The following is a 25,310-nucleotide window of genomic DNA, read 5'->3' as shown; positions in this document are numbered from 1 at the left end:
CGAGCGACGGCCGGGGCCAGGCCCGCTCCCGGCGGGCCAACGCATTTCCCGCCTCCATGTGGGTCACCAGGCAACAATCGGCGACAAATCGTCAGGATGAACGATCCGGGCTGCTCGAAGCGCGAGTGATACGGGTGCCACAAGTCAAAAGAGCCGAGCTGTCTCGACGATCTAACGCAGCTCGGTGTGCAGCGAGAGAGAGTAATCGTTGGCGGGGATATGCATGACCTGCCAGGCGACGGCCGAACCATCCTGGAGGCGATAGAGGGTGTCGAGCCGCAGCCCTGGTGCCGACGGCCCCGCATCGGGTGCGATGGCCTTGGCTACCGCTCTGGGGAGGCGCACCATACGTACTCGGTTATCGGCATGGTCGACGACCATACGCGTCCGCGCCTGCAAAAGGGGCAGGACACTCTCGTGCTCGAATGCCTCGACCGGCGCTTCGAGCAGGGCCTCGGCTTGATCCGCCCGCAGATAGATCTCGGTGTGGCAGTCGAAGGCGCCATCGATACGGTCCTGGCGCACCAGGCGGATATAGCCTGCCTCACAGGGCCCGAGCGCTTCGCACCACTTACCGGGACGGTCCATCCTGACCCGCTCACGCTTCATCAGGCGAATGAAGACCATGCGCACCCGCGAGCCATCGGGGCGCAGGAAGCTGAAGGCCGGCGTGGTGATCTCGCGCCGATGGTCGCCTCCGGCGACGAAGGTGCCCAGGCGGCGGCGCCGATACAGCTCGCCGCTATCCACCAGGTCCCGCAGTGCTTTCTGCACCGTACCGAGGCTGAGGGGAAGTGCCTCGGCCAATGCCTGCTCGGTGGGCAAGCGCGTACCCTCGCTCAACCGCCCTTCGACGATCAGCTCGATGAGCGCATCACGCATGCACAGATACTTGGGGGACTTGGGGAAGCGCTCGAGATGTCGCGAGACACGCTCGGCAAGCAGCGTCAACACGGCAACGTCCTGACCGGGAACATGAAGGAGAGACATGGTAGCAAGGTTGGCGCCGCGCGTAAGCTCGAAACCCAAAGCATACGAGCAGCAAGATGCAAGATCCGAACCCCGACAACCGCCTCCAGAGCGGCAACTCCCTGCTCGAAGCTCGAAGCTCGAAGCTCGAAGCTCGAAGCTCGAAGCTCGAAGCTCGAAGCTCGAAGCTCGAAGCTCGAAGGCAGCATGAACCCCGACAACATGGGGTCAAGGTTTTTCTTCAAGCTTAAGGCTTATGACTTCCAGCTCCCGGCGCAGACGGGCGGTTTTTTCTTCCAGCTTCAAGCTTACGGCTTACAGCTCTCGGAAGCTCCCGGACGAAGCCCGGGCAACGGTCATTTCTCGACGAAGGCCCGCTCGATGACGTAGTCGCCGGGGTCGCCCATGCGCGGCGAGATATTGAAGCCCAGCTCGTCGAGCAGGGAGCTGGTCTCGTCGAGCATCGCCGGGCTGCCGCAGAGCATGGCACGATCCTGCTTGGGATCGATGGTCGGCAGGTCGGTATCCTCGAACAGCTTTCCCGTCCGGATATGGTCGGTCAGACGGCCGGTGGTGTGGAAGTCTTCCCGCGTTACCGTCGGGTAGTAGACCAGCTTCTCGCTGATCTCCTCGCCCAGGTACTCATGCGCCGGCAGTTCCTTGGAGATGAAGTCGGCGTAGGCAAGCTCGCTGACACTGCGCACGCCATGGACCAGCACGATCTTCTCGAAGCGCTCATAGGCCTCGGGGTCCTGAATCAGGCTCATGAACGGCGCCAGGCCGGTGCCGGTGGACAGCAGGTAAAGATTGCGGCCCGGCAGCAGATCGTCGGTGACCAGCGTGCCGGTAGGCTTGCGGCTGACCATGATCTTGTCGCCGACCTGGAGGTGCTGCAGCCGAGAGGTCAGCGGGCCATCCGGCACCTTGATGCTGAAGAATTCCAGGTGGTCCTCGTAGTTGGGGCTGGCGACGGAGTAGGCGCGCATCAGCGGCTTGCCCTCGACCTCCAGGCCGATCATCACGAACTGACCATTCTTGAAGCGCAGGCTGCGCTCACGAGTGGTACGGAAGCTGAACAGCGTGTCATTCCAGTGATGGACGCTGAGGACCTCTTCCTCGGCAAACTTGCTCATGTCGGCACCCTTATATTCCGGAAACGCATATATAGGCTATCTACTCTTTGCAACAGATTCTAAGGAAGGCCAGAATATCTGTTAAATGAATTGTATGGATAAAGCTTATCTATACTATGGATAAACTGTCCGGGAGCCCGTCGGATGCGTTATACCCTGCGTCAGCTCGAGGTCTTCGTCGCCGTGGCCCAGCACGAGAGTGTCTCCCGAGCCGCCCGATCACTGGCGCTCTCGCAGTCGGCGGCCAGTACCGCCCTGGCCGAGCTCGAACGGCAGTTCGACTGCCGATTGCTGGACCGCCTCGGCAAACGACTCAAGCTGAACGCCCTGGGCTTCCAGCTGCTGCCCAAGGCCGTGGCGTTGCTCGATCGAGCCGAGGAGGTCGAGGAACTGCTGCGCGGCCAGCAGGGCATCGGCACCCTGGACGTGGGCGCCACCCTGACCATCGGCAATTACCTCGCCACCCTGCTGATCAGCGACTTCATGCAGCGCCATCCCGGCAGCCGCGTGCGTCTGCAGGTCCGCAACACGCGTACCATCGTCGAGGAGGTTCGGCAGCACGAACTCGACCTGGGGCTGATCGAAGGCCAGTGCGAAGAGGACGACGTCATTACCCAGCCCTGGGTGGAGGACGAACTGGCGATATTCTGCTCACCGCGCCACCCCTTGGCGAACCAGGGGCCGGTGGAACTGGATCGCCTGCTGCGGGAAGCCTGGATCATGCGCGAGCAGGGGTCGGGCACCCGACTGACACTGGAACAGGCCGCGCGTCATCGCCGCGGGCGTTTCAATACCCTGCTCGAACTGGAACATACCGAAGGCATCAAGCGGGCCGTGGAATCGGGCCTGGGCATCGGCTGCGTCTCCAAGCTGGCCCTGCGTGATGCCTTCCGGCGCGGCAGCCTGGTGCAGATTCCGACACCCGACCTGGACCTGAGTCGCCAGTTCGCCTTCATCTGGCACCGCCACAAGTATCTGGCCACCGGCATGCGGGAATTTCTCAAGCAATGCCGACACATGACGGAGGGCATTCGCAGCAGCGATCAGATCGATCTGCCCTATTACTCCTGATGGACGTCCGGCGCCGCTCATCACGGCCCGGCGACACGGGAGACGGCACCTGGCGACACCCGGCGTCGGTCTTCGCGGACACTGCCCGGCCGCCGCCGTCTAGGGTAGGATGCGGGCTCACCGGCAAGGAGCGCCGGCGCAACCTCGGCCCCCAACCGCCGACGCTATCCGGAGGACTCGACATGCGGCAATTCTTCTTTCCCCGGCACCCCCTGCCGCGACGCACCCTGCTGTTCTGCCACGCCGTCATCCAGCTCGGCCTGCTGGTGGCCGGTGGCCTGTGGCTGGCGCCGCACACCCCCTGGGTCGCCGACACGACCTGGCTAGCCGCCTGGCCACGCCTTGCCCTCGGGGGCGGCGTGCTCTTGCTGGCCATGGTCGGCGTTCGCTTGATCGCCGAACTATGGCTGTTGCCCTACCACCTGGCGAGCCTTCGCGCCGGCTTCGCACCGGGCGATGTGGTGACCCGTTCCTTCGATCGGCGCCCGGCCGTCCACGACACCGAACGCGCCTGGACGTCCTCGGCACGTCCGGTCTCGATGGACGATGAGGTCATCGGCAGCGCCCGCGTCGCCCAGTCGACGTCGACCCGACGCCAGGGTGGCGACGAACCGACATGGAACCCGAGCGACGGCGAGGCGGAGCCCGTTTCCCGTCACGAGCCCCGGCTGTGAAGACACCGCCGGTCCCGGGCCTCAGTCGAACGCCCGGCGCATGAAGGGTGGCAGTGCCAGGGCGCCCCGGTGTACCTCGGCGGTGTAGTAGTCGAGCGGCAGACCGGCGTCCCGCGCATCGCGCTCACGGAAGTCATTCACGTCGCATCCCTTGCCGGCCAGCGTGACGCTCCACCAGCCGGACGGATAGACGGGCTGCGGGAACGGCAGGGTCGCCACGCTGCCGAAACCAGCCTCGCACATGTCGTGACGCAGCTCCCGAATGATCGAACCGCTGTGGTAGAGCGGCGACTCGCTCTGCTGCACCATCACCCCGCCGGGGCGCAGGATACGATGACAACGGCGCAGGAAATCGGTGGTGAACAGCCCTTCCGCTGGCCCCACCGGATCGGTGGAATCGATGATCAGCACATCGACGCTCCCGGCCTCTGCCTCGTCGACCCAGCGCACACCGTCGGTGAAGGCCAGTTCGGCGCGAGGGTCGTCGTTCGCCTCGGTCAGGCAAGGGAAGAAACGCTCGGCGGCCCGGGTCACTTCCTCGTCGATATCGATCTGGGTGACCCTCTCCACGCCGGGATGGCGCAGTACTTCGCGCAGGGTTCCGCAATCACCGCCACCGATGATCACCACTCGCTTCGGATCGGCGTGGGTGAACAAGGCCGGATGCGCAATCATCTCGTGATAAAGAAAATTGTCGCGATCGGTCAGCATCACGCAGCCATCCAGTACCAGCAGGTTGCCGAATGACTCGGTCGCGTAGACCTCGAGATGCTGGTAGTCGCTGTGCACCTCGTGCAGCTTGTCGGTGACCTTCAGCGCGAAGGCGCTGCCCTGGCTGTCGAAGACTTCGGTGAACCAGCCGGAATCAGGAGACGTGCTCATCATGGACCCTCGAGGTAACGAATGGCGGCAGGCCGCGCCCGCATGTCCGCGGCGGCCCGCAGGATAGGTCGACCCCGGCGGGCCTTCATGCCGGGATCATGGCGATACAGGGCCCTGTTGCCGCTGGCCCGGGGCCAGCGCGAGCCCGGGGATTCCCGAGACGCGTGCCGGTCACTGCCGATGATAGGCGGGGCTCAGCTCGTGCAGGGCCTCGATGAAGGCCGTGACACGCTCGGGATCGGTAAACTGGCTGATGCCATGGCCCAGGTTGAAGACATGGCCGGGTCCCGTGCCGTAGCTGTCGAGGATTCGCGCCACTTCGTCACGGATCGCCCGAGGACGGGCGAACAGCACATTGGGGTCCAGGTTGCCCTGCAGCGCGACACGCTGACCAACCCGTTCCCGGGCGCCAGCCAGTTCGGTACTCCAATCCAGCCCCAGGGCATCGGCACCGGTTGCCGCCTGCGCCTCGAGCCACTGGCCACCGTTCTTGGTGAACAGGATCACCGGCACGCGCCGCCCCTCGCGTTCACGGATCAAGCCGTCCACGATCTGCTTCATGTAGCGCAGCGAGAAAGTCTCATAGGCCGGCGTCGACAGCGCACCGCCCCAGGTATCGAAGATCTGCACGACCTGGGCGCCGGCGCGAATCTGGGCATTGAGATAGTCCGTCACCGCCCGGGCCAGAAGGTCGAGCAGTCGATGCATGGTATCCGGCGTGTCATAGAGCATGGCCTTCACATGACGGAAATCCCTGCTCGAGGCGCCTTCCACCATGTAGGTGGCCAGCGTCCAGGGACTGCCGGAAAAGCCGATCAAGGGCACGCGCCCCTTCAGCTCACGACGGATGGTGGTGACGGCATTCATCACGTAGTCCAGATCACGCTCGGCATCGGGGACGGTGAGCGCCTCTACCGCCTCGGGCGTGCGCACCGGCTTGCGGAATTTCGGGCCCTCGCCGGTCTCGAAGTACAGTCCCAGCCCCATGGCATCAGGAATGGTCAGGATATCCGAGAACAGGATGGCGGCATCCAGCGGGTAGCGCTCCAGTGGCTGCAGCGTCACCTCACAAGCCCTGTCACGATCACGACAGAGATCCATGAAGCTGCCCGCCTCGGCGCGTACTTCGCGATACTCCGGCAGGTAGCGGCCCGCCTGACGCATCATCCAGACCGGTGTGCGGTCAACGGGCTGACGCGCCAGGGCGCGCAGCAGGCGGTCGTTCTCGAGTTCCATGCGTTCGCTCATCCACGGAAAATGTGGTCGCCATTGTAACCCATCAGGCTCGACCGTGAGCCCGACTCGCCTTCCTGATAGAATGACATCATCCCGACGGCCACGCCCGGTCCTTCATCGAGGTACATCGTGACGATTCGCTACATCGCCGCCTCCCGGCTCCCCACTCCATGGGCCACCTTCACCATGCACGGCTTCGAAGACGAAGCTACCGGCAAGGATCATGTCGTCCTCACCCTGGGCGATGTCGCCGATGGCCAGCCGGTGCTCGGCCGCGTGCATTCCGAATGTCTCACTGGCGACGCCCTGTTCTCGATGCGCTGCGACTGCGGCTACCAGCTCCAGGAGGCGCTCAAGCGCATCGCCGAGGCAGGACGCGGCGTGCTGCTCTACCTGCGCCAGGAAGGTCGCGGCATCGGCCTGCTCAACAAGATCCGCGCCTACCATCTCCAGGACCAGGGCGCCGACACTGTCGAGGCCAACGAGCAGCTTGGCTTCTCTGCCGACCTGCGCCGCTACGACCTCTGTCTGCCGATGCTCGAGCACCTGGGCATCGACTCGCTCCGGCTGATGACCAACAACCCCCGCAAGGTCGAAGCCCTGACCCGGGTCGGCGTGGACGTGGTCGAACGAGTGGGTCTGACCACGGGCCTCAACCCGCACAACGAGCACTACCTGTCCACCAAGGCCGGCAAGCTCGGCCACATGATGGCGCTAGGCGATTTCACTCCGGCCGGCGATGTGGATATAGAACGAAAGCCCTGACACCGCTTCCCGACGATATCAATAGTCTGGAACGATCGCATCGATCGATAGTTTTCTCTGGCTTTACACTTAGCTCGCTAATAAAATGCATGTTATCAAAACATCGCAAGCGAGGTACCCGAGATGAAAACCAAACTGATGACCGCCAGCCTGCTGCTCGCCGCCCTGCCCCTGGCCGCCCAGGCCGACCCGGCCACCGAGCGCGCCCTGCAGCTCAACGAGCCGCTGTCCGCCGTCAGCCAGCATGCACCGACGTCCCAGGTCCAGGCGGACGCCTCTGCCGATCTGGTCGCCAGCAGCGGCAGTGCCGCCATGGCCAAGGCCCGCCTCAAGCTGCGTGCCCAGCAGCAGCATGAGACAGACATTGCCGTGACAGAGGATCCGCTGAAGCCGGCTCGGGAAGCCACTACCTGAAAACTCCGTTTTCCGACAGGCTCCTCGACGCAAGAAGGCCCCTCCAGAAGGGGCCTTTTTCATGCTCGCAGGACAGGGCGGCGCCGTCTTCTCAATCGACGAATGCCTCGTCGCGCGATGTCGTCCTGCCCCAGAGAGCACGCAGCACTACCGCCATCACCACCAGCGCCACGACGCCGGCGAGGCCGCCGACCAGCGCACTGTCGGCGAGGCCGGCGATGAAGAAGGCCAGGATGCCGGCCAACCCGGCGCATACCGCGTAGGGCAGCTGGGTGCGCACATGGTCGATATGATCGCAGGAGGAGCCCGCCGAGGAGAGAATGGTGGTATCGGAGATCGGCGAGCAGTGGTCGCCGAAGATGCCGCCACTGAGAACGGCGGCAATCGCCAGCGACAATGACAGATCCATTGCCATCGCCACCGGCATGGCAATGGGGATCATGATCGCGAAGGTGCCGTAGGATGTCCCGGTCGTGAAGGCGACCAGGGCGCCGATCAGGAACAGCAGCACCGGTACCAGGCTGGGTGCGATGTTCGCCTCCGCCAGGGTCACCAGATAATCGGCGGTCCCCAGTTCCGAGGTCACGCTGCCGATCGACCAGGCCAGCGTCAGAATGATGTAGACCAGCGTCATGCTCTTGATACCGGAGACGACGATATCCATGGACTCACGGAAGTCGAAGAGCTTCTGCTGCATCCCCATGACCAGGCCGACGACCACCGCCACGAAGGTGGCGATCAGGATCGACAGGCCACCATTGGCCTCGCCCACGGCGGTGACCAGGTCATTCTCGGGGTAATTGCCGGTCCACAGGAACATCGGGGGAATCATCAGCACCAGCACGGCGATCGGCACCAGCATGTTGCGCTTGCGCGCCTGGGCTTCCGGGATAACGTCCATCTCGGCGACCTCCCGATCGGAAGGCGGCGTGGCATCCTTGGCCAGCACCTCGCCGGTGGTCCGGGCACGATGCTCGGCGCGCGCCATGGGACCGAAATCCCACTGGGTGATGACGATGAAGGCGATCAGTCCAAGTGCCAGCCAGGCATAGAAATTCAGCGGGATGGAGGAGAGATAGATCAGGTACTCGGACCCACTGATGTCCATCTCGGTCAACTGCGTGCCGATCAGCCCCATCACGAAGACCACCCAGGTGGATACCGGGCCCAGCAGGCACATGGGGGCCGAGGTCGAATCGACGATATAGGCCAGCTTCTCCCGGGAGACCTTCATGCGATCGGTGATCGGGCGCATCACGCTGCCCACCGTCAGGGCATTGAAGTAGTCCTCGAAGAAGATCAGCATGCCGAGCCCCAGGGTCGCTCCCTGGGCCCCACGGCGCGAGGCGACCCGCTCGGAAATGGCCCGGGCGATGGCCTGGGCACCGCCGGTGCGCTGGAGCACCGTGATCAACACGCCGAAAAGACCGCAGTAGATCAGGACGGTGACGCTCCATTCATCCCCCACGCTCGGGATGATGAAGTCGTTGAAACTGTCGTAGAGGCCAGCGGCCGGATTGCCGCCACTGAGCATGGTGGCGCCCAGCCAGACGCCGCAGAACAGCGCCGGTATCACGTTGCGCGTCGCCAGCGCCAGCACGATGGCCAGCACGGGCGGCAGGAGGGAAAGCGGACCGAAAGACATCAGGGGTCTCCTTGGAATTCTTGTCGATCACCACAAGAATGCCTCGGCATCGCTTGGCCGGACCGAGGCAGAGGCGTCGTCCCCACCGGGCCGGCGGGTCGCCGCGCATCCTAGGCCGGTCCAGGCGGCCCGGCAACCACCATGTCACATTCCGGAAAGCGCGGGCCGTCGTGACGAAAGAATGCCGCCGCAGGAATCAGGCCGCGTCGGCGGAGCGCGCCTTGCGAATACGCTCGTAGGCGTTGCCGATCTCGCTGGTGCGTTCCTTGGCCACTTCGCGCATGTTCTCCGGCAGGCCCTTGGCGGCCAGCTTGTCGGGGTGGTTCTCGCTCATCAGGCGCCGATAGCAGCGTTTGATCTCGGCGTCGCTGGCATCGGATGACACGCCCAGCACCTGGTAGGCATCCTCCAGCGAGATTTCATGCGTCGTGGCACCTCCCTCGGCAGAGCTCCGCAGCATGGCTTCGATCTGGGCGATCTCGGCCTCAGAACAGCCCAGTCCACGCACCACTCGCATCAACATGTCGCGCTCGGCGGGGTGGAGCTCGCCATCGGCGGCGATGGCCGCGAGCTGCACCTGCAGGAACACCTGCCGCAGAGCGGGCTGGGTGCCCACGATCTGCCGGATCTTGGCCAGCTCCGCCTCGAGGTCGAAATCCGCACCCTTGCCCCGGGTGAAATCGGCCCGCGCCTTAGCACGCTGCTCCTCGCTCAGCCGCAGGCGATCCCACAACTGCCGGGATGCATCGAGTTCCGCCTCGGAGACCTGGCCATCGGCCTTGCACATGCAGCCCATGACCGCGAAGGTCGATTCGAGAAACTGCGCCTGCACCCCGGCCAATCGACCCAGCATGCTCCGACGCAGACGCCGGACGAGCCAGTAGCCGAGGCCACCCCCGATCAGCAGACCCACCGGGCCGCCGACCAGAAATCCCAGCAACCCACCGATCAGCACCATGGCCAGCATGTCGACTCCTTGAAACACGTCTCGCAAAGATGGCGGGGAGCATAGCACCCCGGGCAGGACGGGCGCGATGCGGCTGTCCCATGACGCCGATCCCCCGACGGTGATGGCAGGCGTCCGTCGGAGAGCTCACGGCAATCAGCCGAGGCGATGCCTGATCGAGGCCTCGATCCCCTCGGCATCGAGCCCGCACTCGGCGAGCAGCTCCGCCGGCTTGCCATGCTCGACGAAGGCATCGGGCAGGCCGAGATGCAGCAGCGCCGTCCGGCGCCCTTCTGCGGCCAACAGCTCGCCGACGCTACTTCCGGCACCACCGGCCACCACGTTTTCCTCCAGGGTCACCAGCAGGTCATGCTCGTCGGCCGCCGCCAGTACCGCCTCACGATCCAGCGGCTTGATCGACCGCATGTTGAGATGGGTGGCATCGAGGCGCTCGGCCACCTCGGCGGCTGGCCCATTGAGGCTACCGAAGGCCAGCAGCGCCACCCTCGGGCCATCGCCATCGGCACGACGACGCATCTCGGCCTCACCGATGGGCAGCGCCTCGAGATGCTCGGGAATCACCGTACCGGGACCGGTACCCCGCGGGTAGCGCACGGCAGCCGGACCGGGATGATGATAGGCGGCACTGAGCAGCGCGCGGCACTCGGCCTCGTCGGCGGGCGCCAGCACCACCATGCCCGGCACGCAGCGCAGGTAACTCAGATCCAGCGCCCCGTGGTGGGTGGGGCCATCCTCACCCACCACGCCGGCACGATCGATGGCGAAGGTCACGTCCAGCGCCTGCACCGCCACGTCATGGATGAGCTGATCGTAACCACGCTGCAGGAAGGTGGAATAGATGGCCACGACCGGCTTCATCGCCTCGCAGGCCAGGCCGGCGGCCAGGGTCACCGCATGCTGCTCGGCGATCGCCACGTCGTAGTAGCGCCCCGGGTACTCCTGGGAGAACCGGACCAGGTCGGAACCCTCGCGCATCGCCGGCGTGATACCGACCAGCCGCTCGTCGGCGGCCGCCATGTCGCACAGCCAGTCGCCGAAGACGTTGCAATACTTGCGCGGCTTCGGGCGCGATAAATCGTTGCGCGGCTTCGAGTGCGATGCCTCGTTCTTCTCCCCGAGCGCGACAGCCGGCTGAGTCGGCTTGAGCGGCGGCGGCGTTTCGCCGTTCTTCTCCAGTTTGGTGATGGCGTGATAGCCGATGGGGTCGGCCTCGGCGGGCAGGAAACCACGCCCCTTGCGCGTCTTCACGTGAAGGAACTGGGGCCCGTCCATATCGCGCATGTTGCGCAGGGTCTGGACCAGGGTCGGCAGATCATGACCATCGAGCGGGCCGATATAGTTGAAGCCCATTTCCTCGAACAGCGTCGCCGGGCTGACCATGCCCTTCATGTGCTCCTCGGTTCGCCGGGCCAGCTCCAGGGCGCCGGGCAGGTGCGACAGCACCTTCTTGCCGCCCTCGCGCATGCTGGTGTAGGGCTTGCTGGCCAGAATCCGAGCCAGGTAGCTGGCCATGCCGCCGACGTTCTCGGAGATCGACATCTCGTTGTCGTTGAGGATCACCAGCAGGTTGGCATCCACATGGCCGGCGTGGGCCAGGGCCTCGAAGGCCATGCCGGCGGACAGGGCGCCGTCGCCGATCACCGCGCAGACCCGACGCTTCTCGTCTCGCGTGCGGGCGGCCAGCGCCATGCCCAGAGCAGCGGAAACGGAGGTGCTGGAATGCCCTACCCCGAAGGTGTCATAGGGCGATTCGCTGCGGCGCGGAAACGCCGCCAGGCCACCGAACTGGCGAATATGCTGCATCGCTTCACGGCGACCGGTGAGAATCTTGTGCGGATACGCCTGGTGACCCACATCCCAGACGAGGCGGTCATGGGGCGTCTCCAGGGCATGGTGCAGTGCCACCGTCAGCTCCACGACGCCGAGTCCAGCGCCGAAATGGCCACCGGAGACGCCCACGCTGTAGAGCAGATAGGCACGTAACTCGTCGGCCACCTGCACCAGCTGAGCCTCGTCCATGGCACGCAGCGCGGCCGGTGTTTCCAGGGTGTCGAGCAGCGGCGTGGCCGGACGCTCGACCGGAATGTCATCGAACAGCTTCATGTTGGCCCTGTGGTTCAGTGGTCACGCTCGATCATGTATCGGGCCAGGGTGGCCAGCACGGTGCCGGCCTCGCCCAGCGGCGCCAGGGCCGATACGGCCTCGTCCACCAAGGATCGGGCCTTGTCATCGGCCCCCTCCAGCCCCAGCAGAGTGGGATAGGTCGGCTTGTCACGGGCGGCATCCGCCCCCGAGGCCTTGCCGAGAACGGTCGTATCGCCGGTCACGTCGAGCACGTCATCGCGAATCTGGAACGCCAGCCCGATGGCGGCGGCGTAGCGTTCCAGCGCCAGCAGGCGCTCGTCGCCCTCGGCCACCGCAGCCAGCCCACCCAGCCGCACGGCGGCATGGATCAGCGCACCGGTCTTGTGACGATGCATGGTCGCCAGCGCCGTCAGGTCGGGATGGCCTCCCACCGCATCCAGGTCCAGTGCCTGGCCGGCCGCCATGCCATCGCGTCCGGCGGCACGGGCCAGGGTACCGACCATCGCCGAAAGACGCGGATGACCGGTATCGGCCAGCACTTCGAAGGCCAGGGTCTGCAGTGCATCGCCGGCCAGAATGGCGGTGGCCTCGTCATAGGCACGATGCACGGTGGGCCGGCCACGGCGTACGTCATCGTCATCCATGGCCGGCAGGTCGTCGTGCACCAGCGAGTAGGCATGCACCAGTTCCACGGCCATCGCCGGCCCATCGAGGGCCTCGTCACCGGCCCCCAGGGCACGGCCCGCGGCATAGACCAGCACCGGCCGCAGGCGCTTGCCGCCGACCAGTACGCCATGGCGCATGGCCGCGTCCAGACGCGCCGAGGGCGCCGCCTCGCCGCGCGCGAAGAGCCTTTCCAGACGCTCGTCCACTCGGCGCCGATCCTCGATCATCACGCGCTCAATGTTCACCGTCATCCTCCTCGGGTGACGCGAAGGGCTTGAGATCGATGCCGCCTTCCTCGCCCTCGGTCAGGGTGCGAACCTTGAGCTCGGCCTCGTCGAGTCGGCGCTGGGCATCACGGGTCAGGCGAACGCCCTGCTCGAAGGCCGTCAACGACGCCTCCAGCGACAACTCACCGGATTCCAGTTGTTCCACCAACGCCTCCAGACGCTCCACGGTCGCCGCAAAATCCGCCGGTGCCGTTTCCTCGGTGTCCTGTCGCTGCTTGTCCTGTCCCGCCATGGCTGCCCTCGTCGCCATCTCACCATGAGGGCGATAGTATACACGCTCCCCCCCGGGGGTCGTCTGCCCCGCGCCCGGACGCGCGCCCCATCATGCAAGCCGCTCATCCAGGCCACGCGGCATTTTCATCCGCAGCGGGTCGTGCTGTGGTAAGATATCGGCCCTTGTTTAGGTAAACACTGCTTAAATGCCTGCGCGTGTGAATCGCTGTGTTGTGCGATGCTCGAAAGCTCGCCTAACAGACTGTTATGTCTCGCTTTCTGTGCTCCGCGCGCCTTGCGCTTCATCACGCTCGGCGATTTATTCAGCGTTTCCTTAGCGCCTGAGGTTGCCGGGCAGATGCCCCGACAACCCAGACGTCACCTTCCTGAAACGCATGCGGCGCGCACCATAGAAGGGGTTGATTCGACCATGGCCAAAACGTCCCTGGACAAGAGCAAGATCAAGATCCTGCTGCTCGAGGGCGTCCACCAGAGCGCAGTGGACAATTTCCTGAATGCCGGGTACACCAACATCGAACACCTGTCGACCTCGCTGGACGAGGAATCGCTGATCGAAAAGATCCGTGACGTCCACTTCATCGGCATCCGTTCCCGTACCCAGCTCAACGAGCGCGTCTTCGCCGCCGCCGAGAAGCTCGTGGCCGTGGGCTGTTTCTGCATCGGCACCAACCAGGTCGACCTCGATGCGGCCCTGGTGCGGGGTATCCCCGTCTTCAATGCCCCCTACTCCAACACCCGTTCGGTAGCCGAGCTGGTGCTGGCCGAGTCGATCATGCTGCTGCGCGGTATCCCCGAGAAAAGCGCCAGCGCCCATCAGGGAGGCTGGCTGAAGTCGGCCAGGAACGCCCATGAGGCCCGGGGCAAGACATTGGGCATCATCGGCTATGGCAGCATCGGCGCCCAGCTTTCGGTGCTGTCCGAGGCACTGGGCTTCGACGTCATCTACTACGATGTGGTGACCAAGCTCGGCATGGGCAATGCCCGTCAGGTGGGCAGTCTCGAGGAATTGCTGGCGCGTGCCGATATCGTCAGCCTGCACGTTCCGGACCTGCCCTCCACCCGCTGGATGATCGGTGAAGAGCAGATCGGCCTGATGAAGCCGGGCAGCATCCTGATCAACGCCTCCCGCGGCAGCGTGGTGGTGATCGAGGCACTGGCGGAGGCCCTCCGGGCCGGCCGACTCAACGGGGCGGCCATCGATGTCTTCCCGGTCGAGCCCAAGGGCAACAACGAGGAGTTCGTCAGCCCGCTGCGCGGCCTGAACAACGTCATCCTCACCCCACACATCGGTGGCTCCACCCTGGAGGCCCAGGAGAACATCGGCATCGAGGTATCCGAAAAGCTGGTGACCTTCTCCGACAACGGCACCACCATCACCTCGGTGAACTTCCCCGAGGTCGCCCTGCCGGCCCACCCCGGCAAGCACCGCCTGCTGCACATCCACGAGAACGTGCCCGGCGTGATGTCCGAGATCAACCGGGTCCTCTCCGAGGACGACATCAATATCCTCGGCCAGTACCTGCAGACCAACGAGCGCATCGGCTACGTGGTCATCGACGTGGACAAGGAATACGGCCCCCGCGCCCTGGAGGCACTGAGCAAGGTGACGCATACCCTGCGCGTGCGGGTACTCTACTCGGAAACCAGCTTCGAAGGCTGATCCGTTGCAGGCGCTGCCACGGGCGGCGCCTGCCACTCCCTCCTAGAACGCCACCTCCACGACGACCGAATCCGTATAGACGCCGGCCGATGGCGTCGGCTGATTCTCGTCGATAATGCCGCGATAGATGAATCCCTGGGCGGTCACGCCGTCATGGTTGCCCGGCGCACTGTCCGCCTGGGTCGAATCGCGTCGCTCCGCCCCCTGGCTTCCCCAGCGTGACAGCCCGCTGGCCCCCTTGTAGAGCTCATAGCGTAGATACTCGCCCGAGGACGCCATGCGCCGCTGGCCGGAGGCGGCATGCTGGCCATCGCTCAACCCCACGCTGTAGGCCTGCCCCTTGGTGCAGCGCACCGAGAGCGTCCGGGTCACCGGGCTGAACCCCGCCACCAGCGGCGCTGAGCCGAAATCCAGGTCGGAGGCGTCGATCACGCAGTCCGGCAGGACCTCGAGCTGCAGGGTGATGGTGCTGGTGCCGCTCCCGTTGTCCCGGCCGAGGCAGAGCCCCCCGATGCCGAGTCCCTCGCAGACGGACCAATTCCAGCTGACGGTCAGGGTATCGGTATAGAGACCGGCGGCGACATTGCCGGCGGAGCCCGGCAGAGTGCGGTAATACATCGGCAGCTCGATCGGGCCATTGCTCCCCAGCAGGCCGAGCAGATCCAGCAGGGTGGTGTTGTAGTAATCGTAGGTGGTGCCCAGCGTCAGCGGCACCTGACCGCCGGGATCGGCAAAGATGTCATAGTCGATGGCATCCCCCGTGGGTGCCACGAGCTGACCGCCACTGGCGCTGGAGAGCGTTGCATTCACGTAGTCGGTATCGAGTACCGACAGCAACGGTGCCGAGCACTCCACACCGGCGTTGGGCTGCGCCGATGTCTGCTGGACACTGCTGGCCACCGTCAGCGAGCTCACGTTACCGAAACTCGCCAATGGATTCGGCGCCACCACATCGCAGGCTCGGGCGGAGGTCGCACCGAACGCCACGACCAGCAGCAGGAAGAGGGTAATGCTCCCCCGCCAGGCAGGGTTGATGAAGGTCCCCATCACGTCTCCTCGTCATGGCAGGTCACGGGCGCCAGATCCAGGCGCCCCTCCGCATCATCGGGCAACGACGGTGTCGCCAGGCACTGGCGACCATCCGGCAGCGCCACGCGCAGGCGCATTCCCGCCGATACCGTCTCGAGATAGGTCATGCCGTCCCAGCCAACCACCGCATGCTCGCCATTCGATGCGTGCACCCTCGCACCGAGCGGAAGCTCCTCGCCATCGACATCCACCAGGCGCAGGCTGACGGACGTGCGACGCGGCAGCTCGAACGACAGTAGATAGCCGCTACGCGACGCGACGGCCACGCGTCGCTCGACCTCCGGTGTCGCCACCTCGGCGGGCAGTGCGAGTGGGTCGATCTCATACTTGCCGGGATAATAGGCCGTCCCCCAGGGCACCAGCAGGTAACCCTCCTCATCGGTGCGTCCGACCGTCTGGTTCTCGTAGCGCACCGGCACATCGGCCTCGCCATCGGTGGACACCACCACGAAACTGTCGTTGACCTCGTTGGCTAGAAAGCCGCGTCTGGCCATGAAGACAGCCGAGCCGCTCAGACCGCCGAAATAGGTGTCGTCCTCTCCGGTCCCCTGCATCCCCAGCCGCCAGGTGGCCCTGTCACCGCGGCGGCGGACATCCACCTGGCGATAGATCGCCTGGCCTTCACGGCGGCGTACCCCAAGGTCCCAGCCCCAGCCACCCTCCAGCGGTGCGGCACGCGAGTACTGCAGCTGCTGGGCCGGCTCGCCATCCGCATCGTGCTGGATGCCGGCACTCGCGACACCCTGGCCATGGCCGAGGGCTAGCGTGACCTGCAAGAGCCCGCCCCAATCCCCGCCGATCTCACGGTTGGCGCTCAGCGACAGATGTGCCTTGCGCCACAGCGGACGCTGATAGGACAGGTTCAGCAACCGGGTCGACACACCGTCATCGACCTCGAAGTAACCGGCCGCGACATTGCCCCAGTCACCCAGCGAGGCGCCAGCGGTCACCTGCGTCCGCGTGCGGGCACGCTCGGGGGCCTGGCGAGCCACGACATCGGACAGATCGGCGAACCCCGCCTCCCGGCGTTCATGCCGAGCGCCGAGACTGAGGTGCCGGCCTCGATACTGATACCCCAGGCTATGGGCCGCCCCTTTGCCGAACTCCCCCTCCGCGTGTTGATACGCCAACGCCAGGGTGCCGGCACGCCAGAGCCCGAGGGTCACGCCCGCACCGCCCAGGGTCAGGGAGTCGGCCAGTTCGGCGTGTCCACCGAGCGTCAGCGTCTCGGTGATCCCGATGCGCTGAGAGGCACTGACCGCCGCTTCGCCGTAGTCGAAACTGCGCTGTCCATAGCCTCGCCGCAGGGCACCGGCACCGGCACTGAAACTGGCCAGCCCCGGCTTGAGCAGCTCATTGGTCACATAGAAGGGCAGGGTCCTGACCTGACGACGTCCCTGGATATCCTCGGTCACCAGTCTCGCCTCGCCGGCCCCGTTGATGCTCGGCACATCAGACAGCGTGAAGGGGCCGGGCTCGAGCTCACGACGCTCGACCCGATTGCCATTGACGAACAGGTCCAGGGTGGTGGGCACCTCGGCCTCGCCGGAGAAGCTCGGCAACGGATAGGTGATCAGGTCCGGGCGGATCGCGAAATCGCGCGACACCTGCACGCCCCCCAGCCGCACGGCCCGCGTCCAGCTCAGGGGGCGAGTGACGACATCCCCTGCCTCGTAGCTCAACAAGCGCCGCTGATCATCGTGGCGCCAGGTCGTGTCGAAGCGGACATAGGCTGATTCGTCGACCGCGTCGCCGGATGCCGATCCCAGCCGCTCGCGCCAGGCACCGGTACTGCGCCAGCTGCCTCCCAGTCCGAACAGCCGAGCCTCATGCCATAGCGAAGCACGTGTGGTGCCGCGGCGCGCCTCGCTGACATGCAGGTCGTAATTGACCAGTGCACCGGGGCTGCTGAGCGCTTCGGAGGACGCGCGCCCCCGCCGACCGCCCAACTGCTGTCGAGGCAGCCATGCCGCAGGCACCGTCACTTCCAGCCGCTGGTGCGGCGCATCATAGTGCGCCTCGACCGATTCGAGCCGTGTCAGGTCGAGGCGCTCCGCCGACGTCAGCTGCTCGGGCAGTCTGATCGCACCGAGCGTCTCCGGCGCGATCAGTAGCCCCGTCCCACGGCGAGTCACCGCGACCACCCGTCCGGTCGGTCGTTGGTTGAGCACCAGTTCCAGGTGCAGCGGGGTCTCTCGTTCCAGGGCGGCATCGGCGGCCGGCGGCGGTGGCAGGTCCTGGCCCTCGACGAGCGGCGGCATGACCAACCACCACAGGCAGATACCCTCTCGGCACAGTCGTCGGAGACTCCGCATCGGCATACCCTGTCCGGATCCGGGTTCAAGGTACCGATGACCATCTCGCAAGACGCACCGGCTCCCCGCCATTGACCCGGGCGAACAGAGCGTCACCCGGGGTCACCCCCTCCAGCGGCCAACGGCGATGGCTGTCGGCCAGCACGTACCCCAGTAGCCCATCGGTAACGGTGGTTCGCCGATCGAACGCCACCTCGGTGAGACGCGCATGCCGCTCGCCACGATTGCGCACCTCCAGGTAACGACGGCCACTCTCGCTGATGACACGCCAGTCGAGCATGGACGCGGCCTCATCGCCGTGCTCGGGCACGACACCTGCGCCGTGATCGAACAACGGCAAGGAGTAGCGCATCTGCAACGCGACACCGGCCCGAGGCTGTCCGGCCGGCTCATCGGATGCAGAGGATGTCGGAATCTCGTCCAGGATGACGCGCCAGGCCCGTTCCCCCTCCGAGGGTGGCGGTGCTCGACGAATCAGACGCACCAGCTGACGCTGTCCTGGCGCTATCTCCATCATGGGGGGGCTGCCCACGAGATCGGACTGACGCCGGTAATGGTCCTCGCCATCTCGTTGTTGCCAGCCGAAGATACGCAACTGAATCAGCACCGGCTCGCTGCCACGGTTCTCCAGCCACAACGCCGTTGCCGACTGGCCATCCTCGATGACCGGATGGATCGGCCAGATCATCAGGGCACTGGCACCGGCCGGCAGCGCCGCTGCCAGAAGGCCGGCCACCACAAGGCCTCTCACCGCATGGAACCATCGCCGTCTCATCGCCATCACCACTCCAGAGTCACCGTCAAACGGTCCGTGTAGACGCCCGGAGGCCGTGCGCCGGGCAGTGTCAGCCGTCCATGTACCGGCAAGGCAATATCGTTCGGGTCGGCAAGGGTATCGACGGCGAGCGGCGAGTCGATGCCGATAGCCTGCTGATGACCGGCATCGGCAAACAGGGCATAGGCCAGAACCGCCCCCTCGCCGTTTTCCATGTGGCGAACGCCGCCGCTGGCATGGAGGCCACCATTGATACGCATGGTCAGGTCGAGCCCCGGCGTGCAGCTCAGGGTTACACCGGTAGCATCGACCAGCGCGGAGGCATGAGTCTGCTGCGACAGCGAGGAGGCAGTGCCGAAGTCCAGCCGCCCCAGCTCGCCCAGTGATGCGACCCCCTCAGGGATGTCGCTGTTGACCAGGCACCCCTCGCTGATGGTGGCCGAGACCTGAAAGCTGGCCTGGGGTGCCGCCTGCGCCACCCCCTCCTGAACCGGCATCAGGCTTGCCAACAGCGCCGTTGTCCACGACGCGCCGCGCCTCAAAATGACAGTTCAACGTTCAGGGTGTCGCTGTAGCTGCCCGCCGCCAGCCCCGGCTGACCATAGGCCCGGCCATACAGCGCCAGGGTCTGGGGGGTGATGCCATCGGCCGTGCCGGATAGCGCATGAGGCGTGCCGGCATCGAGAACGCTGGTTCGCGCGGCATCGGTGAAAATCGAATAAGGCACGAAATTGCCGCCGCCATCGGCCATGGCGTGATTCTGCGAACCACTGTCGCCGTCGTTCGCCCCGCCGGAAATCTGGAAGGACGGCGTGACCCCGGGCGAGCACAGTACTTCGATGGCAGAGCCACCGTTGAGCACCTCGGCGTCGGCATCGACGAACAGCGTGGAGTGGCTGCCGAAATCCAGGCTGCCGAAATCCACGCCACTGGTGGACGTCGACTCATTGACCTCGCAGGCTGCCGTCAACTCGATCGATACGTCGATGGTCCCGGTGACGTTCTGAGCGAACGCTGAACCGCTCACCAGGAATGGAATGAGAAAACCGCTCTTGAACAGTCGACCATGCTGCCATTTCGACATGACATTCCCTCCAGTCTCCTGCACTCGGTTCATGCGCCAACCGATACTACCGGCATGGACCAGTGTCGTATGATGAACCATTTAGTAATTGTTAATTCAGCTATGGTGAGAAACTCCATACCTGTCAAGGTTAACTTCGACTCATGCTATACCCATGGTTTCCCGCAGGATCCGAGTAAACCAAACCTTTTCATCACGTTACGCATGGACAATGCCCGTTGACGCCCGCCCTCGCCGGAATGACTTGACAGTCGAGCCTTCGGCTCTCATTTTGTACACAATAATTACCCGTAATTGTTTAACCACGGGTACACACAAACACAAAGGCACCTGAACCAAGCCTCAGGTCGGTTGCGAGACTTGGGTAACCCTTTGCCACTGGCAGGGGCCGCGTGCACGCGGGACCCGAGGAGGACTCCACTGATGAACTCGAATGAACAGACACTCTGGATACAGCACCCACTCGCCTGCAGCGAGGCAAGCGCCGCCGGCGGCGTGGTCGTCCAGGGCTCACGGATCGTCGAGGCGGTACCGGCGGGAGGACGCCCCGAGAGCCGGGTCGATGCCACCTTCGATGCCTCGCGTCATGTCCTGTTGCCGGGGCTGGTCAACACCCATCATCACTTCTACCAGACCTTGACCCGGGCCTATTCGCCGGCCCTGAACAAGGAACTCTTTCCCTGGCTGACCACGCTCTACGATGTCTGGGCCAACCTCGACGAGTCACAGATGGCCCTGGCCAGCGAGCTGGCCATGGTCGAGCTGCTGATGTCCGGCTGCACCACGGTGGCCGACCACCATTACGTCTTCTCCGGGGCCCTGACCCGGGCCATCGACGTGCAGGTAGAAACCGCCCGTCGCCTCGGCGTGCGCGCCGCCCTGACACGCGGCTCGATGAGCGTGGGCCGCGACGATGGCGGCCTTCCGCCACAGTCGGTGGTACAGGACGAAGCGACGATCCTCGACGAGAGCGCGCGCCTGATCGACGCCTATCATGAGCGTGGTGATGGCGCCATGATCACCCTGGCGCTGGCCCCCTGCTCCCCCTTTTCGGTCAGTCGCGAACTGATGCAGGAAAGCGCCCGCCTGGCCGAGACGCGCGATGTGCGACTGCATACCCACCTGGCGGAGACCGAGGACGAAACGGCCTACTGCCAGCGCCTGTTCGGCATGCGCCCGCTGGACTACCTCGAGGCGACCGGCTGGCTTGGCGACCGCACCTGGCTGGCCCATGGCATCCACTTCAACGACGATGAGGTGGCACGCCTCGGCCAGGCCGGTACCGGCATCGCTCATTGCCCCTCGTCGAACATGGTGCTGGGCTCCGGCATGTGCCGCACCCTGGATCTGGAAGCCGCCGGCTGTCCGGTGGGACTGGCCGTGGACGGATCCGCTTCCAACGATCATTCCAATCTCGCCGAAGAAATGCGCCAGGCACTGTTGCTCGGACGACTGCGCTATTCGCCGAGCCGGGTGACCCACGACGATGTGATCCGCTGGGCGACCCGCGGCTCCGCCGCCTGCCTGGGTCGCACCGACATCGGTGGTCTCGCCCCCGGCCAACAGGCCGACCTGGCAATGTTCACCCTGGACGAGGCCCGCTTTTCCGGTGCCGATAACCCCATCGCCGCCCTGCTGCTGTGCGGTGCCCATCGCGCGGACCGCGTGATGGTCGCCGGGCAATGGCGGGTGACCGAGGGCCGGCCGGTGGGCGTCGATCTCGACGCCCTGCTGGCCCAGCACGACGCCGCCGCCGCCACCCTCAGGCGAGCGCTCTGAGACAGCGCCGTCGCGCGGCGGCTCATCAACGGGTTCCCAACAACGACAACAGGAGATACCCAATGTCGACACCCGATGTCGCCACCGAGGCCAACCAGACGCAGGTGCGCAGCACCCACGACGTCAACGCCATGCCCCCCCTGGCACGGGCCATCCCGCTGGGCATCCAGCACGTACTGGCGATGTTCGTCAGCAACGTCACCGTGCCCATCATCATTGCCGGCGCCGCTGATCTCTCGGACGCCCAGACCACGCTGATGATCCAGGCGGCGATGTTCGTGGCCGGGGTTGCCACTCTGGTGCAGTCGCTGGGGCTCGGTCCCATCGGCGCCCGCCTGCCCATCGTGATGGGCACCAGCTTCGGTTTCGTGCCGGTCCTGATCCCCATCGCCGTGGGCATGGGCGTACCCGCGGCGCTCGGTGCCGCGCTGTGTGGCGGGGTCGCCATGGCCCTGGTAGGCCTGTTTCTGCCCTGGGTACGCTTCCTGTTCCCGCCGGTGGTGACCGGTACCTTCGTGATCATGATCGGCACCCTGCTGATGCCGGTCGGCTTCGCCTACGCCGCCGGCGGCTTCGGCGCCGAGGACTTCGGGGCTGCCCACAACCTGTTGCTCGCCGCCCTGGTGCTGGTGATCATCCTGGGTCTGCACCAGTTCGGCCGAGGCATCTGGTCCGAAACCGCACCCCTGATCGGGCTGGTCATCGGCTTCATCGTCGCCGCCGCCCTGGGCTACGTGGACTTCGGCTCGGTCGCCCAGGCAGACTGGTTCTCGCTCCCGGTGCCCTTCGCCATCGGCATCGAGTTCCACCTGGCCGCCATCGTGCCGGTAGTCCTGCTGGCGGTGGTCACCTGCGCCGAATCCATCGGCGACATCGTCGGCACCACCTCGGGCGGCATGGACCGCGAGCCGACCAAGAAGGAGCTGTCCGGCGGGGTGATGGCCGATGGCCTGTCCAGCGTCTTCGCCGCCATCTTCAACGCCTATCCGCAGATCAGCTTCAGCCAGAACGTCGGTATCGTCGCCCTGACCGGGGTGGTCAGTCGCTATGTGGTGGCCATCGGCGGCGGCTTCCTGATGCTGGCCGGCCTGCTGCCCAAGCTGGGTGGCCTGGTCTCGGGCATCCCGAATGCCGTGCTGGGCGGCACGGTGCTGATCATGTTCGGCATGATCGCCAGTGCCGGTATCAAGATGCTGTCCCATATCGACTTCAACAAGCGCAATATGGTGATCATCGGGATCTCGCTGTCGGCGGCCATCGGCCTGCCGGCCCAGGAAGGCATCTACGCCGCCTACAGCGAGAACGTTCAGGCCATCATCGAGTCGGGCCTGATCCCCGGCGCGCTGTGCGCCATCGTGCTCAATCTCGTGCTGCCGCGTCAGGATCGTGCCTTCCGCAGCGACGTCTGAACGACGTCTCTACCCTTCGACGCAACGGGGCCTCGCGCGCAGCGAGGCCCCGTTTTTCGTGGGCATGCCCCGAACGCCGCTATTTCGCCGGCGCCGCCTCGGGGTGCGTGTTCTCCACATGATGCCGCTCACCCACCGGACGAATGAACAGGTTGGCGAAAAAGGCGATCACCAGCAGCGCCGCCATGGCATACATGGTCGTGTTGTAGAGGCTGGACGTCGGATCCACCGTGTCGGGCGGCACGATCTCCATCAAGCGTGCGATGGTGACCGTGTTCGCCTCCACCAGCGCATCCAGTTGGGCCACCGGCGCGCCGAAGGCCTCGCGGAACGCCGCCGGATCGACCTTGGCGACCAGCTCGGTGATGGCGTTGTGACGCGACATGTCGCGCAGGAAGGTAATGGCGAAGGGCCCCAGGATGCCGGCAGTCGACCAAGCCGTGAGTATGCGGCCGTGAATCCCCCCGACATGCAAGGTGCCGAAGACATCGGCCAGATAGGCCGGAATGGTCGCAAAACCGCCCCCGTACATGGTGAAGATCACCATCGTCGCCGCATAGAACCCCGCCAGATAGATGACATTCGGGTTGCTGCTGACGGCCGAGGCCAGGAAAGGAATCGACATGTAGAGCAGGGTGCCCAGCACAAAGAAGCAATGGTAGGTGTTCTTGCGACCGATATAGTCCGATGTCGAGGCCCAGAAGAAACGCCCTACCATGTTGAAGACCGAGATCATCAGCACATAGGTCGAGGCGAAGGCCGCGGTGACGATGCCCGGCATCGTGGAGCCGAAGATCTCGGTCATCATGGTCTTGGCCACCCCGATGACCCCGATCCCCGCGGTCACGTTGAAGCACAGCATGATCCACATCTGCCAGAACTGCCGTGTCTTCAGCGACTGATTGATATGCACGTGATGGCGGGTAATCATCGACTTGCTCTCCCGCGCCTCGGGCGGGGTCCAACCCTCCGGCTTCCAGTCGGCCGGCGGCACCCGATAGCTGAAGGACGCGATCATCATGATGACGAAATAGACGACCCCGAGGGTCACGAAGGTCGCGGCGGCCCCGGTATTCCCCGTGCCCACCGCATAGACGCCGGCTTCGCCTCCGCCCGGCAGCTCGGCGGCCTGGGCCGCCGAAGCGACGACCACCTCGACCTGGCCATTGGCCGTCTCGGCGAAACGCCGCCCCGCCTCGGTCATCAGCTCTACCGTCTCCGCACTGCCGAGATAGGTCGGCGCCTCGGCGAAGGCGTTGAGCAGATAGCCGATCAGCGGGGCACCGATCATCGCGCCACCTCCGAAACCCATGATCGCCATGCCGGTCGCCATGCCCCGACGATCGGGAAACCAGCGAATCAGGGTCGAGACGGGCGAGACGTAGGCCAGCCCCAGCCCACAGCCGCCGATGACCCCATAGCCGAGATAGATCAGCCACAGTTGATGACTGACGATGCCCAACGAGCCGACCAGGAAGCCACCGCCCCAGCAGAAGGCGGAGACCACACCGACCATGCGCGGCCCGACCTCCTCGAGCCACTTGCCGCCAAAAGCCGCTGCGAGCCCGAGAGTGAAGATGGCCACGGAAAAGATCCAGACGACGGATGACAGGTTCCAGTCGCCGGCGGCCGGCGCCACCCCCCCGATCTGGCGGGTCAGGGCGGGGTTGAAGACGGACCAGGCGTACACCGACCCGATGCACAGATGGATCGCGATGGAGGCCAGCGGCACAAGCCAGCGATTGAACCCAGGTTTGGCGACAATGTGCTCCTTCAGCAGGAAGGAGAACATGCCGCGAGAGTTGGCGTTGCTCATTGTTGTAATGTCTCCCGTGTTGACCGCGCGTCCTGCCCGGGCGCGCTTGCAGTCGTGATGCGACAAGCGGTCACATCCACGGAAGAATGGGACTCCGCCCCACCGACGTCAAACAAAAATCCTTTATTATCAGATAGATAAAAGGACATCTTGTCACGATCGCTGCACCGGAGATGGCATGGATGTGGCCGAATTGTCCCCCCCGCCACCAGGCGATCACGGCAAAACGAGACATTCTGACTTTCTTAGGGAAGCGCTGAACAAATCGACGAGCGGAACGAAGGCTAGGCCCGTTCCCGACGGGCCATCGCATTTCCCACATCCATGTGGGTCACGCAAGGCGCACGGAGCACAG

Annotated in this window: 22 protein-coding genes; 7 read left to right on the top strand and 15 right to left on the bottom strand. The window is 65.1% G+C overall.

Annotated features, from left to right (window positions below):
• Positions 1 to 171: 171 nt before the first annotated feature.
• Positions 172 to 954 (bottom strand): GntR family transcriptional regulator, encoded by a 783-nt coding sequence (locus tag LU493_RS03995; RefSeq protein ID WP_275286499.1) that lies wholly within the window; start codon positions 952 to 954, stop codon positions 172 to 174.
• Between the two features lie 371 nt (positions 955 to 1,325).
• On the bottom strand, positions 1,326 to 2,102 hold the full coding sequence (locus LU493_RS03990; protein ID WP_275286498.1) for a ferredoxin--NADP reductase: 777 nt from the start codon (positions 2,100 to 2,102) through the stop codon (positions 1,326 to 1,328).
• 144 nt (positions 2,103 to 2,246) lie between these two features.
• Here LU493_RS03990 and LU493_RS03985 point away from each other — a divergent pair, with 144 nt between their 5' ends.
• Together LU493_RS03985 and LU493_RS03980 are read left to right on the top strand one after the other, a co-directional pair.
• The gene (locus LU493_RS03985; protein ID WP_275286497.1) at positions 2,247 to 3,173 is read left to right on the top strand and encodes a LysR family transcriptional regulator; all 927 of its coding nucleotides are present in this window, start codon (positions 2,247 to 2,249) and stop codon (positions 3,171 to 3,173) included.
• A 182-nt stretch (positions 3,174 to 3,355) separates the two neighbouring features.
• Positions 3,356 to 3,847 carry a hypothetical protein gene (locus LU493_RS03980; protein ID WP_275286496.1) on the top strand — a complete coding sequence of 164 codons (492 nt, stop codon included), beginning with the start codon at positions 3,356 to 3,358 and terminating at the stop codon, positions 3,845 to 3,847.
• A 21-nt stretch (positions 3,848 to 3,868) separates the two neighbouring features.
• On the opposite strand, the gene speE is transcribed toward LU493_RS03980, so the two are convergent.
• Together speE and hemE are read right to left on the bottom strand one after the other, a co-directional pair.
• Positions 3,869 to 4,729, bottom strand: coding sequence for a polyamine aminopropyltransferase (speE, locus tag LU493_RS03975; protein ID WP_275286675.1), 861 nt, complete (start codon positions 4,727 to 4,729; stop codon positions 3,869 to 3,871).
• Between the two features lie 171 nt (positions 4,730 to 4,900).
• On the bottom strand, positions 4,901 to 5,965 hold the full coding sequence (gene hemE / locus LU493_RS03970) for a uroporphyrinogen decarboxylase (protein WP_275286495.1): 1,065 nt from the start codon (positions 5,963 to 5,965) through the stop codon (positions 4,901 to 4,903).
• Positions 5,966 to 6,094: 129 nt separating this feature from the next.
• On the opposite strand from hemE, the gene ribA reads away from it, so the two are divergent.
• A complete protein-coding gene (gene ribA, locus LU493_RS03965) occupies positions 6,095 to 6,730 on the top strand; it encodes a GTP cyclohydrolase II (protein ID WP_275286494.1) in 636 nt (211 codons plus the stop codon).
• 123 nt (positions 6,731 to 6,853) lie between these two features.
• On the top strand, positions 6,854 to 7,144 hold the full coding sequence (locus LU493_RS03960; protein ID WP_275286493.1) for a hypothetical protein: 291 nt from the start codon (positions 6,854 to 6,856) through the stop codon (positions 7,142 to 7,144).
• Between the two features lie 91 nt (positions 7,145 to 7,235).
• Here LU493_RS03960 and LU493_RS03955 read toward each other — a convergent pair whose 3' ends face one another.
• From LU493_RS03955 to LU493_RS03935, 5 genes are all read right to left on the bottom strand, one after another.
• Positions 7,236 to 8,789, bottom strand: a complete 1,554-nt coding sequence (locus LU493_RS03955) for a Na+/H+ antiporter NhaC family protein (RefSeq protein WP_275286492.1) — start codon at positions 8,787 to 8,789, stop codon at positions 7,236 to 7,238.
• Positions 8,790 to 8,985: 196 nt separating this feature from the next.
• Complete coding sequence (gene djlA / locus LU493_RS03950) at positions 8,986 to 9,756, bottom strand: co-chaperone DjlA (RefSeq protein WP_275286491.1); 771 nt, start codon at positions 9,754 to 9,756, stop codon at positions 8,986 to 8,988.
• Positions 9,757 to 9,891: 135 nt separating this feature from the next.
• Positions 9,892 to 11,859: a 1-deoxy-D-xylulose-5-phosphate synthase gene (locus LU493_RS03945; RefSeq protein ID WP_275286490.1), complete on the bottom strand. Its 1,968-nt coding sequence runs from the start codon at positions 11,857 to 11,859 to the stop codon at positions 9,892 to 9,894.
• Between the two features lie 14 nt (positions 11,860 to 11,873).
• The gene (gene ispA / locus LU493_RS03940; protein ID WP_275286489.1) at positions 11,874 to 12,758 is read right to left on the bottom strand and encodes a (2E,6E)-farnesyl diphosphate synthase; all 885 of its coding nucleotides are present in this window, start codon (positions 12,756 to 12,758) and stop codon (positions 11,874 to 11,876) included.
• The gene (locus LU493_RS03935; protein ID WP_275286488.1) at positions 12,742 to 13,026 is read right to left on the bottom strand and encodes an exodeoxyribonuclease VII small subunit; all 285 of its coding nucleotides are present in this window, start codon (positions 13,024 to 13,026) and stop codon (positions 12,742 to 12,744) included. Before LU493_RS03935 ends, ispA begins: the two co-directional genes overlap by 17 nt.
• Positions 13,027 to 13,437: 411 nt before the next feature.
• Here LU493_RS03935 and serA point away from each other — a divergent pair, with 411 nt between their 5' ends.
• Positions 13,438 to 14,688 (top strand): phosphoglycerate dehydrogenase, encoded by a 1,251-nt coding sequence (gene serA, locus LU493_RS03930; protein WP_275286487.1) that lies wholly within the window; start codon positions 13,438 to 13,440, stop codon positions 14,686 to 14,688.
• 42 nt (positions 14,689 to 14,730) lie between these two features.
• On the opposite strand, the gene LU493_RS03925 is transcribed toward serA, so the two are convergent.
• Genes LU493_RS03925 through LU493_RS03905 form a run of 5 tightly spaced genes read right to left on the bottom strand, consistent with a single transcriptional unit; the run spans position 14,731 to position 19,951 of the window.
• Complete coding sequence (locus LU493_RS03925; RefSeq protein WP_275286486.1) at positions 14,731 to 15,735, bottom strand: Csu type fimbrial protein; 1,005 nt, start codon at positions 15,733 to 15,735, stop codon at positions 14,731 to 14,733.
• Entirely contained in the window at positions 15,735 to 18,092 is a 2,358-nt protein-coding gene (locus LU493_RS03920) for a fimbria/pilus outer membrane usher protein (protein ID WP_275286485.1), read from the bottom strand. Before LU493_RS03920 ends, LU493_RS03925 begins: the two co-directional genes overlap by 1 nt.
• Before the next feature lie 25 nt (positions 18,093 to 18,117).
• Positions 18,118 to 18,867 carry a fimbrial biogenesis chaperone gene (locus LU493_RS03915; RefSeq protein WP_275286484.1) on the bottom strand — a complete coding sequence of 250 codons (750 nt, stop codon included), beginning with the start codon at positions 18,865 to 18,867 and terminating at the stop codon, positions 18,118 to 18,120.
• A 5-nt stretch (positions 18,868 to 18,872) separates the two neighbouring features.
• Entirely contained in the window at positions 18,873 to 19,376 is a 504-nt protein-coding gene (locus LU493_RS03910) for a Csu type fimbrial protein (protein ID WP_275286483.1), read from the bottom strand.
• A gap of 29 nt (positions 19,377 to 19,405) precedes the next feature.
• Positions 19,406 to 19,951, bottom strand: a complete 546-nt coding sequence (locus LU493_RS03905) for a Csu type fimbrial protein (RefSeq protein WP_275286482.1) — start codon at positions 19,949 to 19,951, stop codon at positions 19,406 to 19,408.
• 423 nt (positions 19,952 to 20,374) lie between these two features.
• Between LU493_RS03905 and LU493_RS03900 the strand changes: the two genes are divergently transcribed.
• The gene (locus LU493_RS03900) at positions 20,375 to 21,730 is read left to right on the top strand and encodes an 8-oxoguanine deaminase (protein WP_275286481.1); all 1,356 of its coding nucleotides are present in this window, start codon (positions 20,375 to 20,377) and stop codon (positions 21,728 to 21,730) included.
• A gap of 62 nt (positions 21,731 to 21,792) precedes the next feature.
• Positions 21,793 to 23,139 carry a uracil-xanthine permease family protein gene (locus tag LU493_RS03895; protein ID WP_275286480.1) on the top strand — a complete coding sequence of 449 codons (1,347 nt, stop codon included), beginning with the start codon at positions 21,793 to 21,795 and terminating at the stop codon, positions 23,137 to 23,139.
• A 79-nt stretch (positions 23,140 to 23,218) separates the two neighbouring features.
• Here the strand turns inward: LU493_RS03895 and LU493_RS03890 are convergent, their stop codons facing one another.
• Entirely contained in the window at positions 23,219 to 24,955 is a 1,737-nt protein-coding gene (locus LU493_RS03890; protein WP_275286479.1) for an OFA family MFS transporter, read from the bottom strand.
• Positions 24,956 to 25,310 lie beyond the last annotated feature (355 nt).

The sequence above is a fragment of the Halomonas elongata genome, from assembly GCF_029081005.1.
In the GTDB taxonomy this organism is placed as follows: Bacteria; Pseudomonadota; Gammaproteobacteria; order Pseudomonadales; family Halomonadaceae; genus Halomonas; species Halomonas elongata_B.
The sequence above is the reverse complement of the archived record's forward strand: the minus strand, read 5'-3'. Positions and strand labels throughout refer to the sequence as shown.

Coding starts and splice junctions, on each gene's coding strand:
- ispA (WP_275286489.1), bottom strand. CDS start 12,758: ATGACGGTGAACATTGAGCGCGTGATGATCGAGGATCGGCGCCGAGTG.
- LU493_RS03895 (WP_275286480.1), top strand. CDS start 21,793: ATGTCGACACCCGATGTCGCCACCGAGGCCAACCAGACGCAGGTGCGC.
- LU493_RS03960 (WP_275286493.1), top strand. CDS start 6,854: ATGAAAACCAAACTGATGACCGCCAGCCTGCTGCTCGCCGCCCTGCCC.
- LU493_RS03955 (WP_275286492.1), bottom strand. CDS start 8,789: ATGTCTTTCGGTCCGCTTTCCCTCCTGCCGCCCGTGCTGGCCATCGTG.
- hemE (WP_275286495.1), bottom strand. CDS start 5,965: ATGGAACTCGAGAACGACCGCCTGCTGCGCGCCCTGGCGCGTCAGCCC.
- LU493_RS03945 (WP_275286490.1), bottom strand. CDS start 11,859: ATGAAGCTGTTCGATGACATTCCGGTCGAGCGTCCGGCCACGCCGCTG.
- LU493_RS03925 (WP_275286486.1), bottom strand. CDS start 15,735: ATGGGGACCTTCATCAACCCTGCCTGGCGGGGGAGCATTACCCTCTTC.
- LU493_RS03905 (WP_275286482.1), bottom strand. CDS start 19,951: ATGTCGAAATGGCAGCATGGTCGACTGTTCAAGAGCGGTTTTCTCATT.
- LU493_RS03900 (WP_275286481.1), top strand. CDS start 20,375: ATGAACTCGAATGAACAGACACTCTGGATACAGCACCCACTCGCCTGC.
- serA (WP_275286487.1), top strand. CDS start 13,438: ATGGCCAAAACGTCCCTGGACAAGAGCAAGATCAAGATCCTGCTGCTC.
- LU493_RS03990 (WP_275286498.1), bottom strand. CDS start 2,102: ATGAGCAAGTTTGCCGAGGAAGAGGTCCTCAGCGTCCATCACTGGAAT.
- LU493_RS03980 (WP_275286496.1), top strand. CDS start 3,356: ATGCGGCAATTCTTCTTTCCCCGGCACCCCCTGCCGCGACGCACCCTG.
- djlA (WP_275286491.1), bottom strand. CDS start 9,756: ATGCTGGCCATGGTGCTGATCGGTGGGTTGCTGGGATTTCTGGTCGGC.
- LU493_RS03935 (WP_275286488.1), bottom strand. CDS start 13,026: ATGGCGGGACAGGACAAGCAGCGACAGGACACCGAGGAAACGGCACCG.
- LU493_RS03890 (WP_275286479.1), bottom strand. CDS start 24,955: ATGAGCAACGCCAACTCTCGCGGCATGTTCTCCTTCCTGCTGAAGGAG.
- LU493_RS03985 (WP_275286497.1), top strand. CDS start 2,247: ATGCGTTATACCCTGCGTCAGCTCGAGGTCTTCGTCGCCGTGGCCCAG.
- LU493_RS03920 (WP_275286485.1), bottom strand. CDS start 18,092: ATGCGGAGTCTCCGACGACTGTGCCGAGAGGGTATCTGCCTGTGGTGG.
- speE (WP_275286675.1), bottom strand. CDS start 4,729: ATGAGCACGTCTCCTGATTCCGGCTGGTTCACCGAAGTCTTCGACAGC.
- LU493_RS03915 (WP_275286484.1), bottom strand. CDS start 18,867: ATGAGACGGCGATGGTTCCATGCGGTGAGAGGCCTTGTGGTGGCCGGC.